At 39.1% G+C, this 18,218-nt stretch carries 15 protein-coding genes; 9 read left to right on the plus strand and 6 right to left on the minus strand.

Annotation, left to right across the window (positions count from 1 at the left end; translation table 11 throughout):
* The first annotated feature begins 453 nt into the window (after positions 1-453).
* Positions 454-1,119: a YceH family protein gene (locus FGD67_RS12535; RefSeq protein ID WP_257171492.1), complete on the plus strand. Its 666-nt coding sequence runs from the start codon at positions 454-456 to the stop codon at positions 1,117-1,119.
* 142 nt (positions 1,120-1,261) lie between these two features.
* On the opposite strand, the gene FGD67_RS12540 is transcribed toward FGD67_RS12535, so the two are convergent.
* On the minus strand, positions 1,262-1,666 hold the full coding sequence (locus tag FGD67_RS12540) for a hypothetical protein (RefSeq protein WP_257171493.1): 405 nt from the start codon (positions 1,664-1,666) through the stop codon (positions 1,262-1,264).
* 148 nt (positions 1,667-1,814) lie between these two features.
* On the minus strand, positions 1,815-2,894 hold the full coding sequence (locus FGD67_RS12545) for a metalloprotease (RefSeq protein WP_257175112.1): 1,080 nt from the start codon (positions 2,892-2,894) through the stop codon (positions 1,815-1,817).
* Positions 2,895-3,057: 163 nt separating this feature from the next.
* On the opposite strand from FGD67_RS12545, the gene FGD67_RS12550 reads away from it, so the two are divergent.
* Entirely contained in the window at positions 3,058-4,197 is a 1,140-nt protein-coding gene (locus FGD67_RS12550) for an MltA domain-containing protein (protein ID WP_257171494.1), read from the plus strand.
* A gap of 27 nt (positions 4,198-4,224) precedes the next feature.
* On the opposite strand, the gene FGD67_RS12555 is transcribed toward FGD67_RS12550, so the two are convergent.
* The 4 genes from FGD67_RS12555 to FGD67_RS12570 form a co-directional block, all read right to left on the minus strand.
* Positions 4,225-6,129, minus strand: a complete 1,905-nt coding sequence (locus FGD67_RS12555) for a nucleoside-diphosphate sugar epimerase/dehydratase (RefSeq protein ID WP_257171495.1) — start codon at positions 6,127-6,129, stop codon at positions 4,225-4,227.
* Between the two features lie 137 nt (positions 6,130-6,266).
* The gene (locus tag FGD67_RS12560; RefSeq protein WP_257171496.1) at positions 6,267-7,448 is read right to left on the minus strand and encodes a DegT/DnrJ/EryC1/StrS aminotransferase family protein; all 1,182 of its coding nucleotides are present in this window, start codon (positions 7,446-7,448) and stop codon (positions 6,267-6,269) included.
* A 17-nt stretch (positions 7,449-7,465) separates the two neighbouring features.
* Positions 7,466-8,104 (minus strand): acetyltransferase, encoded by a 639-nt coding sequence (locus FGD67_RS12565; protein ID WP_257171497.1) that lies wholly within the window; start codon positions 8,102-8,104, stop codon positions 7,466-7,468.
* Complete coding sequence (locus FGD67_RS12570) at positions 8,101-8,703, minus strand: sugar transferase (protein ID WP_257171498.1); 603 nt, start codon at positions 8,701-8,703, stop codon at positions 8,101-8,103. The genes FGD67_RS12565 and FGD67_RS12570 overlap by 4 nt, the downstream gene beginning before the upstream one ends.
* A 126-nt stretch (positions 8,704-8,829) precedes the next feature.
* Here FGD67_RS12570 and FGD67_RS12575 point away from each other — a divergent pair, with 126 nt between their 5' ends.
* The 7 genes from FGD67_RS12575 to FGD67_RS12605 all read left to right on the plus strand — a co-directional run bounded on the left by FGD67_RS12575 (position 8,830) and on the right by FGD67_RS12605 (position 18,178).
* Positions 8,830-9,261 (plus strand): serine O-acetyltransferase, encoded by a 432-nt coding sequence (locus FGD67_RS12575; protein ID WP_257171499.1) that lies wholly within the window; start codon positions 8,830-8,832, stop codon positions 9,259-9,261.
* Between the two features lie 6 nt (positions 9,262-9,267).
* Positions 9,268-10,413, plus strand: a complete 1,146-nt coding sequence (locus FGD67_RS12580) for a glycosyltransferase (RefSeq protein ID WP_257171500.1) — start codon at positions 9,268-9,270, stop codon at positions 10,411-10,413.
* Positions 10,400-11,497 (plus strand): glycosyltransferase, encoded by a 1,098-nt coding sequence (locus FGD67_RS12585; protein ID WP_257171501.1) that lies wholly within the window; start codon positions 10,400-10,402, stop codon positions 11,495-11,497. Before FGD67_RS12580 ends, FGD67_RS12585 begins: the two co-directional genes overlap by 14 nt.
* Positions 11,491-12,816 (plus strand): O-antigen ligase, encoded by a 1,326-nt coding sequence (locus tag FGD67_RS12590; protein WP_257171502.1) that lies wholly within the window; start codon positions 11,491-11,493, stop codon positions 12,814-12,816. Before FGD67_RS12585 ends, FGD67_RS12590 begins: the two co-directional genes overlap by 7 nt.
* Entirely contained in the window at positions 12,817-14,328 is a 1,512-nt protein-coding gene (locus FGD67_RS12595; RefSeq protein WP_257171503.1) for an oligosaccharide flippase family protein, read from the plus strand. It abuts the gene before it with no gap.
* A gap of 88 nt (positions 14,329-14,416) precedes the next feature.
* A complete protein-coding gene (locus FGD67_RS12600; protein ID WP_257171504.1) occupies positions 14,417-15,526 on the plus strand; it encodes a glycosyltransferase family 4 protein in 1,110 nt (369 codons plus the stop codon).
* Positions 15,527-15,943: 417 nt separating this feature from the next.
* On the plus strand, positions 15,944-18,178 hold the full coding sequence (locus FGD67_RS12605; protein WP_257171505.1) for a TonB-dependent receptor domain-containing protein: 2,235 nt from the start codon (positions 15,944-15,946) through the stop codon (positions 18,176-18,178).
* Positions 18,179-18,218: the final 40 nt, after the last annotated feature.

Here is an 18,218-nt window from a genome sequence, read left to right on the forward strand (position 1 = left end):
GCTGACAAAGTCTGCAGTTTGACAAACAATGTGATTTTAAAAGTGCCCCACACCAGTTATTTTAGTCCTGATTACTTTTTCCTACGAGTCCTTTATTTATAAATTCGTTAATATTCACTCAGTTTCAGAACCTCACGAAGTGAATATTTTGAATGTAAGTATCTCTATTGTTGTTAGCGGGCTTTGTGTGGCTTAAAAGTCCACGAAGGAGATAAGTTTAGCCTAGACCAGTAATTAAAACTTTCAAGCTTTGTTATACCAATTCTACTAAGTTTCTCTGAGTGGGCACAAACTTAATAGACTTGGTATTAGTCTAGTTATTACTTAATCGTGCATGCTGCGTCTGCTTTTCTCTGATAAATTAATCATGATGGCATAGTAAAGGTGTATATTGCTTGCTATAACAGACTGAAGTTTGAGTTAACTCGCTATTTTCAATTAGGATGCCTCCATATGATCACACTATCCATAGAGCAATGCCGTATTATTGGTATCATGCTAGAAAAAGAAACCACTACGCCTGAGCAATACCCTCTTTCAATTAACGGTATAACAACAGCTTGTAATCAAAAAAGTAACCGTGAGCCAGTTATGTCACTTAGTGAAGCTGAGGTGCAAGATAACGTTGATGAATTGGTAAAAATGAACCTATTAATGATAGACCACAAAGCCTCGGGGCGCGTGAGTAAATATATTCATCGCTTTTGTGATACTGAGTTTGGCGATTTAAAATTCACTACACAACAACGAGCTATTATCTGTCTATTATTGCTCAGAGGACCTCAAACGCCGGGTGAATTAAGAACACGTAGTAATCGTCTTGCTGACTTTACTGATGTCAATGAAGTTGAAAGCGCGTTAAATCAATTACAAAACTTAAATAATCAAATACTGGTTAAAAAGCTGGAACGTTTACCCGGTAAGCGGGAATCTCGCTATGTGCAATTATTCTCAGTGCTTGATGAAAGTGAATTAATGGAGGTTAACCCTGCTCAAACTCAAGTTAGCCGTGTCGAAGATGATGAGCAATTGGTTCAGCGAGTACTCGTATTAGAACAACAAGTTGCTGCATTAACCGAACAAGTAGTTTGCTTAACTGAATTGCTTGAAGATAAGTAACTTTCTGTTGTTAAATGATAATATAAAATATTGCAGTAGCGGGCTAAAAATAATGTTTTAGTGATTGTTATGGTGTTACTCAATACTTAAATACAGCGTTGGAAACGATTTATTGAGGTTAACTCGCTACGAATTTATAGCATCATTGCGAATGCAGCAATCCGGTTTCATCATTTTCAAAGCCATGACAAATATAACCCACTAACTGGCGTTTTTTCTTGGTTATTTGATGAAAGTGTTCAAAGCCAACAGAAAAGGCAAACGGATTGGCGTTGTAGTCGGCGTATGATTGATCTGCGCCGTTCTTGGCCTCGCGAACACCTGCGGCGAATGAGCTTAAAAAGTCGTCTCGGTTGTTGAGCAGAATAACTGTTGGGCCATTGCCTCCTTCAACTAATTCTAGTGCGCCTAGCTCAATATACTTGTCAACAACTGTGCTATTGAAAAAACCGCTGTATTGCTCTGTTTCACCATCATAGCTAACGGCAGAGTCGTCCGTTGCTTCCATTAAAGAGACAAATAACTCTCTTACTTTTTTCGAAATCACACCTTGTTCCTTTTTACTTACTAGCGGAGTAGTTTACTACTATTTTCACCAGCACCAGCACCCACAATCACAAGGCTGGCGCTTGCTGCCAGCCATTAATTATCGTCAACTTAGGCCTTAACTATATTTCATCTTGATTAGAGCGCGCTTAACTAGCCAATATTTTAAGCGGCAGTGACAAAGCGTCATTAGCTGTTTGGCCAACTAGCCAAATAATGGCACTTAAACCACCAACCGTAACAACATACCAAATAGCTGATACGATTTGTGCGTAACGATTAAGTGGCAGCAACTGGCTGAGGTGTCGACGTTTATATTCAAAGAATATTTCAATGCTACCAATGGCCAATAAAAAGCCTAATAGCGCTAAACCAAAATAATAACTGATATAAATACCTAGCGCTGCTCCTAACGCACAGGCAATTAAGCCGACTTTAGAATTGATGGAGAAAGCGATACTTTTAAGTACGTGACCACCGTCTAATGGCAATATAGGTAACAAGTTGAATAAATTGAGTAAGGCATTAAATACTGCTAAACCGGCCAGTATTTCAATATCGGTCAGCCAATAACCAATTAAACAGGCAATAGACAGTATTAAGCCGAAAAATGGCCCCATAATTGAAATAACAATGTCTTGCCAGCGAGTATTAATTTTGTCATCGCTTAATGCTAAGCCACCAACAAAGGGAATGAGGTATATACCTTTGGTTTTTAGGCCAAAGTATTTCATTGCCTTGATGTGACCATATTCATGAAAAACTAAACAAAGAATGAGCGCGATGGCGAATTCGATAGAAAATAACCAACTATAAGCCGCCAAACTACCAGCAGCAAACAGCACTTTAATGACTTTGGCACTTTTTAATAGCTTTAAACCTAGGCCTGCCATACCTATGAAGCTAAATTTAATTGGTTGTTTTTCACCAACGGTAATTTGACGTTGTTCTATGTCTTTTTCAAGTAGCGTATTGTCGTGTAATAGTTCGTTATTAACTAACAATTGAAATTGCAGTGCAAAAGGTTGCCATTGCAATGAACCGTTAAGTTCAATGGGTAGCTCGCCTTGCTCACTTTGTAGAGAAAATTTATGTGAAAATACATCACCGTCGGCATTCGCATTAATTTGTGAGACACATTGCTCGTCCCAAAACAATTCTTGCCATCCGGCCATTGAACCTTCTAATCGTAATTTTTTGCCTACACACTCTATTTCTAATAATTGCACTTCATTACCTTTGCTCACAAAACCTTGCCCGATTATCGCTATATTTTCTCAGTCAGCAAGGTTTATCGAGAAAAATTTGCGGAAGAGCATTGAAGCAGGTTTTTTGATAATGACAGTAGCGCAGGTTTGGTGATTGTCATACCATGGAGCCATATTCAGTGTTGTGACTCTATTTATTATGCGCATTTTACTCCCTTTTTTAGTTTTTTTCGTTGCCAGCTCTCAGAGTTTTGCTGACAGCCCCGTTCGATTTTTTAATCTCGATAAAGCACCAAACCTAGCTAACATGACTGATTTTAAAGCCAGTGCCTTGTGTGATGTTGCTGATGAAACACAGCGTTATTTAACGCAATTTTCAGCTGACAAGTTTGCCGTGCATGCTGGGACAGTATTTGACGAGAGTGTAACGCTAATTAAGGTCAAAAAAACTTTAGCGTTTATTTGTCAAACTTACCGAGAAGATGTACGAGCAAAACGCCATAGCCGCTTACATGATAAGCAGTTTTTAATTGATAATTTTGATTTTTACCGTTGGACACCGGATATCAAAACCGCTCAAGAAATTGCCATTAAAAGTACCAATGCTAACAAGTCTCGCATGTTGAATACCATACCAAGTGATAAGATATTTTTAACCAAATATTACACTAAGTTGTTAACGGCTAGTGCAGTTAAAACTCCGCGCTATAATCAGGCTCTTTATGCTTTACCTTATGATGAATTGGCCTTGACCTTAGAGGAAGCTAATGATGATTTGTCGCTCACGCGTCATAAATATACCCGGCAAGATATTATTGCCGGTATGCTAGAAGAAAAAAAATTAGCTAAGCCGTTGATATGGTTAACCGAAGAAGCTTTACATGATGTGTTATTACAAGGCACAGGTGTTGTTGAAGTTGATGGTGTTCGACGTTATTTCAATGTGCATCGTAATAATGGTATTGCTTATGATTATGCTATAGGTAAACGTGAACAAGCGCGCTATTGGTATTTTTCTGAAGTGCCGAGCATTATGGGCTATGGTGAAACACTTGACAGTAAAATTGCTATCTCGCCACAGGTATCTTTTGCGGGTAATGTTGCTGAACTAGGTTTAGGTAAGTTATTTATGGTGACTTATACATCGGAAAATGAAAATGTTTCACGTTTGGGTGTACTTTCTGATCAGGGTGGCGCATTTGATAACAACCTATTTCAACTCGACTTATTAGTCGATAGCTATTACGGTTGGCAAGACTATTATAAAGCGAATAAGCACTTACCTGATTATGCCAATGCTTGGTTGATGTTAGTGAGGCAGTAACGCAAGCTTGATTACAATTAAATTAGCTTAGGCAACATGGCTGGTTAATGGTTTTTCAGGCTTTTGTTGCACTGTGTTGCTAACGGTCGGCTGATAGTCCAGTGGGGCAGCGATCAGTAATTGACGAATTTTAGTTTCATCTTCATCGCGCATCGCATCTTTTAGTTGCGCAATGATTTTAGCGACATCACTATAATGTAATGAACGTTCATTGGCGGTGAGAATACGTTGGTGTTGAGTTTTCTTGGCATTATCGTCAATCAGTAATTCTTCAAAAAGTTTTTCACCCGGCCGCAAGCCGCTGAACTGTATAGCAATATCACCATTGGGGTTTTGCTGATCTTTAATGGTTAAGCCCATTAAGTGTGTCATTTTATAGGCTAAGTCGACTATTTTTACCGGATTGCCCATGTCGAGCACAAAAACATCACCACCCGTACCCATAGCTCCTGCTTGAATAACGAGCTGCGCGGCTTCAGGAATGGTCATAAAATAACGAATAATATCGGGATGGGTAATGGTAATAGGGCCACCGCGTTTAATTTGTTTTTTAAATAAAGGCACTACTGAGCCTGATGAGCCTAGCACGTTACCAAAACGCACCATGACAAAACGTGTGTGATGATCTTTTTTTGCTAAACCCTGTAGCACTAACTCGGCTAAACGCTTAGTTGCGCCCATGACATTAGTCGGTCTTACGGCTTTGTCAGTAGAAATCAGCACAAAGGTTTCCACTTTACAGTAGATAGCCGCTTGTGCTATTTCGTAGGTGCCGAAAACATTATTCGTGACGCCGGCGATAACATTATTCTCTACCATAGGTACGTGCTTGTATGCTGCAGCATGATAGATAGTTTGTACGCGGTGCTTGCGAAGAATATGGCTCATTAACATGCCATTTTGCACATTACCGATCAAAGCTTCAACGCTAAGAGGGTTGGTTGTTTCTTGTAAAGTTTCACTAAGTTCTTGATGAATTTCATAAAGCTGTGCCTCGCTAACATCAAGCAGTATGAGTTTTTGTGGTTTGTTCAATACTATTTGTCGGCAGAGCTCTTTACCTATGGAGCCACCAGCACCAGAAACCAGCACAATTTTATCGCTAATATTGGCGCTGAGTAACTCAGCTATCGGCTCTACAGGCTTACGGCCAAGTAATTCATCAACCGAAACCTCTCTTAATTCATCAATGCTACGTTTACCGGACACAATATCCGACATATCGGGTACTATTAATAGCTCAAGCGCATAAGGTTCAATATGTGCCACAACTTGTTTCAAGCGAATAGGGTCAACTTGTGGAATGGCAATCAATACTTTGAATTGGCCATATTTTTTAATCAGCTTGTCGATATTTTTATGGGAATATATTTTCAGTCCCAACACTTTGCGATCAACATAATGCTTTTTTTCATCTATGAATGCCAACGGTTGATATTTTCTTCCTTGCGATAAGGCGTGCACGAGTTGCCTGCCAGCACTACTTGCACCATAAATAACCACACCTTCACGTTCGTCAAACCAACGCTTTTTCGACACTAAACTCACTAAAGTTCTCGCACCTGCAATTTGCAGGCTGGCAAGTACTAAAAATACAATAGGCACAGATCTAGGAACGAAAGCATCGATTAAAAAGCTGGTTAAATAGAAAATAATACTGGCAATGACTAGTAATAATTGGATCTTCAGAAAGGCTTTAGCGTTGAAAAAACGCACGACAGAATTATAAACATCAAAGCTATAAAATAGCACTAATGTTGAACTGACTACGGTGATAAATGCGATATTTTCTTGCCAAGAAATTTCAACACTATCAACGCCTAAGCGAATAATGTAGGCAAGGTAAAAAGCGATGCTAAGAGCTAACAGGTCGTAAGCCAGTGCTAAAATCAGCTTCACTGAACCTGGGATTAAATCAATAGGTCTAACCATGAAAATATACCTTACAACACGCCGTTTTAATGCAAAACTGCAATAACGATCTTTGAACAGTATTCTTGCAACATATTGTTACATTGTCATTGTTTAATTGTAAGATTTAGGTAAATACTTTTCAGTAAAATACAGCTTTAACCTTTGTTATCAATGATATCAAACGCTTGAGTGAGCCCTTGGCACATTGTATTCATTTCATTGTTAGTAAGCGTTGGGTGCACTAAAAACATTAAACTTGTACTACCTAAGGTTTGAGCATTTTTTAAATCTACTTTAGGCCGTAAATTGGTTCGTTCGAAAGCCTTTTCTTTATAGACTTCTGAACAACTACCAGAATAACAAGGTATATTATGCTGATGAATGATATTGATGATATCGTCTCGAGAGACATCAGTAGGTAATTTTTCAGCATCAACAAAAACATAACACTTGTAATAGGCGTGCACGATATAATCGGGTACCGTTGGGACAATTAACCAAGGGTATTGTCGACAAACTTGAAAGATCCTCTCAGCATTTTCATTACGCAGCTTGGTCCAATTAGCCATACGCTTAAGTTGAATACGACCAATAGCTGATTGCATTTCAGTAAGACGCCAATTAGTGCCAAAGCTTTCATGTAGCCAACGATAACCTGGGGGGTGTTCTTGCTCATACACGGCAGCATAAGATTTACCATGATCTTTAAAAGCCCAGGCTTTACGCCATAAGTTTTCATTATTAGTGGTTAACATGCCACCTTCACCACCTGTGGTCATTATTTTATCTTGGCAAAATGACCAAGCACCGATATGACCAATACTGCCGACGGAGCGGCCTTTGTATTTAGTGCCGTGCGCTTGAGCGCAATCTTCGATAACATAAAGATTTTCTGCTTTAGCTAGCGTCATAATGTCGTCCATTTCACACGGCCAACCCGATAAATGTACACAGATAATGGCTTTAGTTTTTTTTGTTAATACTGCTTTAATGGTCTTAGCGCTGATATTTTGGCTATCAAGTTCGACATCGGCAAAAACCGGTGTTGCACCAGCATTGATAATGCTACTGATGGAAGCAATAAAAGTTCTCGAGGTGACAATAACTTCATCACCACTGCCTAGCTCTAAAGCATGTAGGGCTAAATCTAAAGCTAATGTGCCATTAGCGAGTGCAATGGCATATTGGCTATCAGTGTAGCTAGCAAATTCTTTTTCAAAATCACGACCTTGTTGTCCGGTCCAGTAATTAACTTTATTTGATTGTAATACTTGGCTAACGGCGGAAATTTCTTCTTCACTAAAGCTTGGCCATGGTGAAAATTGGGTATTAAGCACGGGCGATCCTGTAAATGTTAAATAAGCGAACGAGTAGGTTGGGCAGGAACACCCAAATAAAGTGTATTACTTTGGGTTGCGCGCGTGATCACAGCACCGGCACCCGATTGAGTATTTTCAGCAATGGTGATGTATTCAACCACTGAGCTGCCAATGCCTAACCAAGACCGTTTGCCGACATTGACTCCACCAGCGATATTGACGCCCGGAGCAATATGACAATAAGCTTGAATATGGCAGTCGTGATCTATGGTGGCAGCGGTATTAATTATACAACCCTCATCGATACGGGCACCAACATTAACGACGGCATTGGCAAAAATAACCACGCCTTGAGCTATATCACAATGGCTGCTGACAAAAGCGGTTGGGTGAATAAGTGTGGCAATATAGCTTTCGGTGGCAAATAATCGTTGTAATAAGCTTTCCCGTAATGCATTGCTGCCTACGGCAACGATAAAATCAGCATTATCACTATGCTCAGTCCAACTATCTATCGGGCCAACTATTGGCCAGTGGCGATTGTTTTTACGTGTCGAAAAACAATCATCGAGAAATATAATTTCATGATAAACTGCCGTGCTTTCTGCACAATCCGCTACGACACGACCGTGACCACCAGCACCTATAATCACTAAGGTTTTATGTTTGTTCATTGTTGGCCTGTAAATTTGCTCATTGTAACTTCGCCATCGGCGTTGATATCAGCTTGTGAAAATACTTTTTTAACCGTAAGCAAGATAATTTTTATATCTAGCCACAGCGATTGATTATCAATATACCAAACATCGAGTTTAAACTTATCTGACCAACTAATGGCATTACGACCATTAACTTGTGCCCAGCCAGTAATGCCTGGCTTTGCATCATGCCTTCTTGCTTGCTGTTTGGAATACAAAGGTAAATATTCAACTAACAAAGGTCTTGGTCCGACTAAACTCATGTCACCTTTTAACACCGACCACAGACCTGGAAGTTCATCTAAACTTGAGTTTCTTAACCTTATACCAAATTCGGTTAAGCGTTCATGATCAGGTAACACATTGTCATGCTCATCTTGTACATCGCGCATTGAACGAAACTTTTTCATGGTAAAAATTTTGCCATGCAAACCGGGGCGCTGTTGGCTAAAAATAACCGGAGTGCCGATGTTTTTTGCCACTTTACGCGCGATGATAAAATAAATTGGCGAGAGTATGAGTAGCGCGAGTGAAGCAGCCAAAATATCAATGATACGTTTGATGAATTTATACATAATAAGTCGTTTGCATTCAGAAAATTGAAAGCTGTAGTTTTCCGTTTTCGCTTTATTTTCCAATATAACAGGAGTAAATTGAACAATACAATAATAACAAATTGATTTTCATATCTAAGCCTCCTTATGCATGCTGTCGTTCGCCTTTATTATTTATCTCGTTGGTGCTATCTAAAAAAAATTCCTCTTTTACCTAAGCTCATTCATTACTTTATACGTATTGTATTTGCTTGTGATGTGAAATATACCGCTGATATCGGTGAAAATGTTGGTTTTTTTCATAATGGTTTAGGTGTTGTTATTCACAAGCACGCTAAGATCGGTGCTGGTACTTGTTTATATCAAAACGTTACTATTGGCGGTAACGGTAAGCCGACGGCTGAAAATGGTATTCCTGTTATAGGTAAAAATGTCTTTATTGGCGCTGGGGCTGTAATATTGGGCCCTGTGACTATCGGTGATAATGCCCGTATCGGTGCAAACTCTGTGGTGTTAAGTGACGTTGCAGCAAACACTACAGTCGTAGGCTCTCCGGCTAAGTTAATCAACAAAGGTTAATATAATATGTTGAATGAGTCTATGCCAAAGCGTGTACTGCACGTCTTTATGAACTTGAATCTTGGTGGTGCAGAAAGCCGCATTATGGATTTATTTCGCAGCCAAAATACGGATATTTTAGTTAATGACTTTGTTATTATGACTAAAGAGCATTGCTACTTTGTGGATGAAGTGTTGGGTCGCGGTGGTAAAATTCATGTTATTGATAGTCCGCGTGAGGGCTTGTTAAAAAATCTTTGGCAGTTGTATCGATTATTGCGGAAAAAGCCCAAGTACACAGCTATTCATGCGCATACTTCCTATTATTCTGGTTTGTGTGTCTTTATTGCTTTTCTAGCGGGTATCTCAGCGCGAATAACCCATGCACGAAATACCAGTACTGGAGTGAACAATTTATCAACGCGATTTATGTTGTCACTTGGTCGAGCATTATGTGTTATTTTTGCCACACATCGTTTTGCGATCTCAAAGGCTGCTGGAAAGTTTTTATATGGCAGCGCTTCAAATGGCACAGTAGCTAATTTTGATGTGATTCCCAATGCTTTTGATTTTCACAGTATTAGACATCAGCAAAGCATTACTCAAGAAGATAAAATAAAATATCAGCTTGATCCTCAAGTACTGAATATTGTCTGTGTCGGTCGTTTTTATGCGGTTAAAAATCATCGTTTTTTATTAGATACGGTTCGTTGTTTAGCTAACCGCCGCAGTAACTTCTGTTTGCATTTAATTGGCGATGGTGAATTACATACCGCCTTGCAGGAGCAAGTAAAGCGCTTAGGCTTAGCAGGCAAGGTGAGGTTCTGGGGCAAAAGATCAGATGTAGCTCAGCTATTGGCGTTATTTGATGTCATGGTGATGACTTCTGTTAGCGAAGGCTTAGGTGTTGCTGCTTTAGAAGCGCAAGCTGCTGGACTGCCATGTCTACTGTCTACAGGTATTCCCGAAGAAGCTGATATTGGTGTCGGCCTTTGTCAGTACTTAGCGCTGAATGTAGGCCATGAAGTGTGGAGTGATGCAATAGAGCAACAAGCCTTAGTCGCCAGTGTTAGTAAAGTTGATATTGATCTACAATTTGAACAGCGTGGTTACTGTTTATCTACCACTCGCCAACGCTATTTAGATGCTTATTTACATCATGAAAAAAATTAGAATTTTACAGGTTATTCCTGCGTTGACCTTAGGTGGCATTTCATCTGTGGTGATGAATTGGTATCGAAACCTAGATAGAAGTAAGTATCAATTTGATTTTATTAGTTTTAATGATGGTCCGTTACGGCAAGAAATTCTAGCCTTGGGCGGTAAAATTGATATTATTGCCACGATTAAACAACAACCAATTGAGCATATAAAAGCAATAAATAGAATACTTTCAAGCACGCCTCGCTATGATGTTGTGCATGTTCATAACAGTTTTAAAAATGGTCTGCTACTTTGGCTTGCGAAATATAAAGGAATTAAGGTGCGAGTATGTCACTCGCATACCAGTGGTGTTGAAAATAAACTTTTACTTCCCTTTATCGGTTTGCTTAAAAGTATTGTTATTCGTGCTAGCAATGTTCATTTAGCCTGTGGTGTAAGTGCGGGAAAATTTTTATACGCTAAGCAGCCTTTTACTGTGCTCAATAATGCTATTTCTGTGCCGCTATACCTAGCAAAACCACAAGATAATAGTGATCTAAGGCAGCAATTTGGCCTGCCACTAGATAAAAAAATTGTCCTGCATGTCGGACGCTTTTCTGTGGTGAAAAACCATCAGTTTCTTTTACAGTTAGCACAACAAAGAAACCTTGATTCATCGATACACTTTGTTTGTGTGGGTGAAGGGCCGTTAAAAGATGACTTTGCTCGAAAAATACAAGCAGAAAACCAGCAAGCGCGTTTTACCTTACTGCCAGCTACACCCAATATTGCGCAATTATTGCAAAGTGCTGATGGTTTTATCATGCCGTCATTATTTGAAGGCATATCAGTAGCGTTATTAGAAGCGCAAGCCTCGGCCTTACCCTGCTTAATTTCCAATACGATAGCAAAAGAGTCAGATATGGGACTCAAGCTTATTTCATTCCATGACCTTGATGATAGATCATCTTGGCTTGAGCAATTAAATCACTTGTCAGCAGTTTATTTAACTGATGAAGAAATTAGCACTGCTTTTCTTGAACAAGGCTTTTCTACAGAAGGGGTTTTACGTCAGTTAACCGCGCTTTATCATACACGTGAATTTACATGCTGATAAGTAAGTTGGCGCGAGCACTCAATGTAGAAATAGTACTTTGTGCATTACTCATTATAGCCTATGCAATAACCTTAAGTGCGCCACTGCTATTGCTGGTGGTATTAGCCGGTATTGCTTGTGCTGTGTTATTACCGTTTGGTCGTAGCATTCAATTAGCCTTTTTCTTACTGCCTTGTTCGGAGATATTTACTCAATCACCTTATATTGCTATTTCGTTATTAACGTTTATTTTTTTAGCCATGTTTGGGCGTTACTTATTGACTCATGTTTTTGCAACGCAATTTTCTCAACCCGGCTTATTGCTGATGCTGTTAGTTTTGTTGTATGAGTTGATGCATGTGATTTACAACCCTGTGATGCTGTCATCAAAAACGGTACGTTGGGCAATATTTTTTATATTTACATCTTTGTTATTATTCGATAAAAACAAATACTGTTCATTTTCTCAATTACGCTTTGCTTTATTATGCGGGGTAATAGTTTCGACACTTTATGGCCTGTTACAATCGTATTTCGGCCCAATAAGCATGTCATCGTTAACGGTTATTAGTCGTTTTTCAGGCGGTGCTGGCGACCCAAATAATTTTGGTTTATTTTGTCTACTGCTGATATATTTTTATCTGCCAACTATACCGCGCGAGAAAATTCCTAGCACAACATATGCAATAATTTTGTTGATGTTAGTATTTGGCGCTTTAACGGTTTCTCGCAGTTTCTTTATTGTTGCTACGCTGAGCTTACTGACCTATTTTATTTTTTACTATCGCTCAGCGTTAGGGGATATGTTTGTACGCTTGTTAATTTCATTCAATGGCGTATTAATCTTAATTGCTTTGTATTGGTTTAGCGGCGCGTCGTTTATCGGTGAGCTAGCTATATTTTCTCGTTTCAGCGGTGATAATCTATCGGACTTAACCGGTTCACGCAGTGATATTTTACAAGAATATATTCGACTGTTTTTTGCCTTACCTTATAGCTTTGTGCTTTTTGGTGCCGGTATTAATGGTTATTTAGGCTATTACAACTTTCATTTCTTGCAATCAGGGTTGTTCCCTGAAGTTGTTGGTCCGCATAATACGTTGCTTGAAATTATGATAAGTTTCGGTTTAGTGGGTTTTGCTTTGTTCGCAGCTTATCTTTATTTAGGCTTTAGAGCCGAAAGAAACCGTACCGCTAGTCAGCATATATTTCGTTTGGCATGGCTGCCAATTATTGTTTTTATATTGTATTGCTTTAGCCTACAAAATTTAGGTAAATATGGTAGCTACTTGATTCTTATGTTAATTGTTTACAACACTTATAGAAAAGACTCTTAAATGACAAACTTAAGCCGAGAAAGGCGTAATGGCGTAGTGTTAAGCTATTGTTCAATAGCAATTAGAAATGTTGCCGCTTTGTTGCTGATCCCATTTATTATAAATCACTTGGGGGTGAGTGATTATGGTATTTATAGCTTAGTTTCTGCTTTGGCAGGCTACTTAATTGTTTTAGAATTTGGCTTGGCAAATACTACGATTCGTTTTCTATCTGTCTATAAAGCCAATAATGATAAAGTAAAAGAAGCCGAATTTATTAGTAGTATTATTACTATCTACGGAGCCTTAGCCTTATTTGTTGGTGGTATAGGGCTGATCGTTTGGTATAAATTACCTGACATTTTCTCTTACTCACTGTCAGCCGCTGAAATCACTTTACTCGAGTCGGCATTTTTGGTGCTGTTAGTTAATGTTGTCATTACGTTAATGAGCAATTCATTAACCGGAATTATTAGCAGCTATCAGCGTTTTCGTTTTCAAAAAACGACTGAAATTTTAGTTTTTATTGCTCGCTGTATCAGCGTTGTGATGTGCTTAGAATCGGGCTTTGGTGTACTGACTATTGTCATTATTGATACCGTCACCAATTTACTTCATAGCGTGATACGTTTTATTTATATCAGGCGAAATATTGATATTCATTTTCAGGCTAAACTTGCTGATAAAGCCACATTGAAAGAAATTTTTGTTTACGCATCTTTTATCGCCTTAAACGTTATTGTTAACCAAATAAACTGGCGAGTAGATAACTTGATTATTGGCACATTAACGAATAGTAAAACCTTAGGTATTTTTAATATTGGTAGTCAATTAATTTTTAGTTTCATTGCCTTTGCCAGCGCTATTTCTAATATATTTACCCCGAAAATTGTTCAAATGGTCAAGCAAGACGTTGCACCTACGGTGTTGATGGCACAGCTTGGTACCATTGGCCGATACCAGATGATGGTATTGGGTTATATATTTGTTATTTTTGCTGTATTTGGAGAGTTATTTATTCATCTGTTTGTTGGCGCTGAATTTTCAGAAGCTTTTTTAGTGGCACTAATTCCTATGGTGCCGTTTATTTTTGTTTTGGCACAAAGCTCAACTAATGCAGTGTTACAAGCATTAAATAAGCATAAAGTTCGCAGTTTATTGTTATTGGCTACAGCGCTTGCCAATGTTGTTATCTCAATTATATTGGTGAAAAAATTAGGCATGATAGGTGCCGTTTGGGGCACGGCTATAGCATTGGTTGTGGGTGAATTACTCTTGGTGAATATTTACCTATACCGTGTAGTAGGTTTGAATATGTTAAATTTTTACCAGCAGCTCTTACGCTATTCTATGCCTGTGATACTGATCAGTATGCCCTTAGCATTTGCCCTCGCTAATTACCTGTCTGCAACTTGGTTGGGGTTGATTTTAGGCTGTTTCTTCACGGGGTTGATTTATCTTGTACTTAGTTACTTTTTGAGCTTGATGGTGCCTGAGCGTAAAGCTATTAAGCGTTTGATTTTTAGTTGGTAATTGTTCGAGGTGATGGTGCTGGTTTTAATGTTTCATATAAAAGCCTAGGTTAGGTTTACTGCGATTTATCACAGTTAAGGTGATGTTTTTGAAGATAGTTATAATTGGTGCTTATCCTAATTCCATTATTGGATTTCGTGGTGCGTTAATTCGTTCATTTGTCGATGCAGGTCATGAAGTTACTGTGATGTCAGCAGCGGCTTCAGCCGATGTTGTTGCGCAAGTAACGGCGTTAGGTGCGACATTTCGACCTTACAAAGTACAGCGTAATGGTTTGAATCCTCTTGCTGATATCATGACATTACTGGCCATTAAACAAGCTTTAGTTGAACTGGCCCCTGATCAGGTACTGGCTTATACCATTAAACCGATTATTTGGGGCGGTATTGCTGCTCGCCTTATTGGTTTTAATGGTTTTAATGCCATGATCACCGGCTTAGGTTATGCCTTTGAAAAAGGCTCTTTCATGCGTAATTCGGTGAATTATCTGGTTAAGCATTTATATAAATTTTCACTAGCAAACGCCAAAAAAGTGATTTTTCAAAATCAGGAGAATCGGCAGTTATTCGTTGATTTAGGCTTAGCTCAAGCTGATAAGTGTTATCGCGTATTTGGCTCTGGGATTGATATTGATGCTTACCAGCAGCAACCTTTGCCTCAAGGTAAGGTGACTTTTTTATTGATTGCTCGCTTACTGGGTGATAAGGGGATTCGAGAATTTGCCAAGGCCGCTAAAATAGTCAAACAACGCTACCCTAATATCAATTGCCAACTTTTAGGTCCATACGATAGCTCACCTGATCACATTAGTGTTGAAGAAGTGCAGCAGTGGCAGCTTGAAGGTCAGATTGAGTACTTAGGCTCAACTGATAACGTTATACCTTTTATTCAGGCTTGTCATATTTATACCTTACCATCTTACCATGAAGGATTACCAAGAACTGTTCTTGAAGCGATGAGCATAGGGCGGCCGATATTAACTACTGATGCCGTTGGCTGTCGAGATACTGTGATCAATGGTGAGAATGGTTGGCTTGTACCAGTGCGTGATGCTAAACAATTAGCTCATCGAATGATTTGGTTTATTGAAAACCCTGAGCATTGGCCGCTTATGGCAAATGCCAGTCGAAAAATGGTTGAAAACAGCTTTAATGTCAACCAGGTTAACGCGGAGATCAATAAAATCATGGCACTTTAATGTGATACTAAGTCTATTAAGTTTGTTCCCACTCAGCGCTTTGTGCACAACGATCATTTTGTGGGTATAGTTCTATATGAAGGAAATCAACGGCGGTTATCGAATCGCTGGTAAGCCCCCAAAGGTTGATTTTAAAGGCTGCGTTATTAATTTCGATAAGGTTCTCACAGGGATGTAGGTTTAGGTTCAGTCTGGAACTGTGAACCTGTGCCACTAAAGCTTTTAAATGTCACTGACAGGGAAGAAACTTAGTAGAATTGGTATTCATTCACCTAACCCCACCACGTCAGTATATTTTAACTTGATCTTGTCCTATATCAATAAAAAATTAAAAATAATACAAATGATATTGATTCCCATTTGATGCTGTGATTAAATGCGCGCAATTCAATTATTGTTTCTTTTATAGGCTGAGTCATGCGAATTCTTTCTTCTTTTCAACCTGCGTTGATTGCTTTATCGGTTTTTAGTGCTATTTCGAATGCTGCATTAGCAGATGATGATATGGAACATTTAACTATTTTCGGTAGTGCTCAAGCCGTTAATGATATGCCGGGCAGTGCCCATATGATTTCTCAAGCTGATCTAGAGAAGTTTGATTTTACCGATATTATGCGTACGTTAACATCAGTGCCGGGTGTCTATGTATTAGAAGAAGATGGTTACGGATTACGCCCTAATATTGGTATGCGTGGTACCGGACAGAATCGCAGTGAAAAAATCACCATTATGGAAGATGGCGTGTTAGCGGCACCAGCACCATATTCAGCACCTTCTGCTTATTATTTTCCAACTGCAGGTCGTATGCAACAAGTTGAAGTGCTCAAAGGCACGTCAAGTGCAATGTATGGTCCTCGTACTACTGGCGGCGTGATCAATATGTTGTCTCGCACTATTCCAGAGCAGGCACTTGCGGGACAAGTTAACTTAAGTGCAGGTGAAGATGGCTTTGGTAAAGCGCATGCTTATGTGGGCGGTGCAGGAAAGAATGTTTCTTCAGTTATTGAAGTGTTCCGTTACCAAGCCGATGGTTTTAAAGATGTAAATCATACCGGTGATGATACAGGTTTTGTTAAGAATGACATCATGGCGAAAGTGATGATCAACAGCGATACTGATGCCAAGTACTATCAAGAATTAGAGTTTAAACTAAAGTATTCAGATGAAGACTCAGATGAAACCTATATGGGTTTAACTGATGCTGATTTTAAAGCTAATCCTTATTCTCGTTATTCTGCTTCACAGCTTGATAATATGGATACTAGCCATAAACAATTGCAAATTAATCATCATATTGAACTATCAGAGCGTTTTACGTTAGGCACCACAGCTTATTACAACGAGTTTAGCCGTAACTGGTATAAAACCAGTAGTGTGGGTGCTTGGGCAACTGATGATAATGGTGGTTATCTTTTCGATGATAATAATGAACATGTTGTTGAGAAGAGTAGCTTAAGTGGCGGTGGTATCGATAAAGCCGCAGCTTTTGATCGAGATGCTAACAATGAAGTACTTTATGTTGATGTTAAAGCTAACAGCCGAGATTATGAATCAAAAGGAATTCAAACGGTTCTAGATGCTGATTTTGGTGCTCATCAAGTGAAATTTGGCGCCCGTTACCATGAAGATGAAATGGATCGCTTCCAGTGGGTAGATAACTATAGCATGGACAATAGTTATGAAATGACCTTAATCCAAGCGGGTATTCATGGTACTGATTCTAATCGTATTGATTCAGCTCAGGCGCTTGCGCTTTTTATTCATGATGAATATACCGTTGGTGATTTCATTATCAATGCCGGCTTACGTTATGAAGATATGACTATTTCACGTAAAGATTGGGATAAAGGCATCATTGATCGTAGTCAACCGCTAAAGAAAGATGTCAGCAATGATGTTGATGTCTTGTTGCCTTCACTCGCGGTAACCTATCGTGTTAATAATGATTTAGTTATTATTGGTGGCATACAAAAAGGTTTTGCGCCGCCAGCACCAGGTAATGATAAAGCAGAAAACGAAGAAAGCATTAACTACGAGTTAGGTTTACGTTACAGCCAGGAAGCTTTACGTGCTGAAGCACTATTTTTCTATTCAGATTATGAGAATATGCACGGTAATTGTACTGCTAGCCAAGGTTGTGATGATGATAATATTGGCAACCAATATAATGCCGGTGAAGTGAAAGTTTCAGGCTTAGAAATGAAAGCTGGTTATGAATTTACTGCCGGAGCATTAGCATTTCCTGTTGATGTGACTTACACCTTTACTGATACAGAATTTCAAAATGCGTTTGAATCAGGATTAGAGACTTGGGCGAATGTTGCGGCCGGTGATGAATTACCTTACGTACCAGAAAATCAATTACAAGTAAGCTTGGGTGTTGTTGGAGAAAACTGGCGCGGTGACATGCTGGTGCGTTATATGGATGAAATGCGTACAATAGCAGGTCAAGGTGCATTGGTTTCTGGACAGTCTATTGACAGCCGCACTGTGGTTGATATGGCCGCACACTATAGTGTTGCAGAAAACCAAGAAATCACATTCAATGTTGATAACTTACTTGATAAAGAGTACATGTCAACACGTACACATGGCTCTATCATGGTCGGTAAACCACGTAGTGTTACTTTAGGCTATAAATACAGCTTCTAATTTAACATGGTATGAAGGTATGAAAAAGCGAGCGATAAGC

This window comes from Colwellia sp. M166, from assembly GCF_024585285.1.
Classification (GTDB): domain Bacteria; phylum Pseudomonadota; class Gammaproteobacteria; order Enterobacterales; family Alteromonadaceae; genus Cognaticolwellia.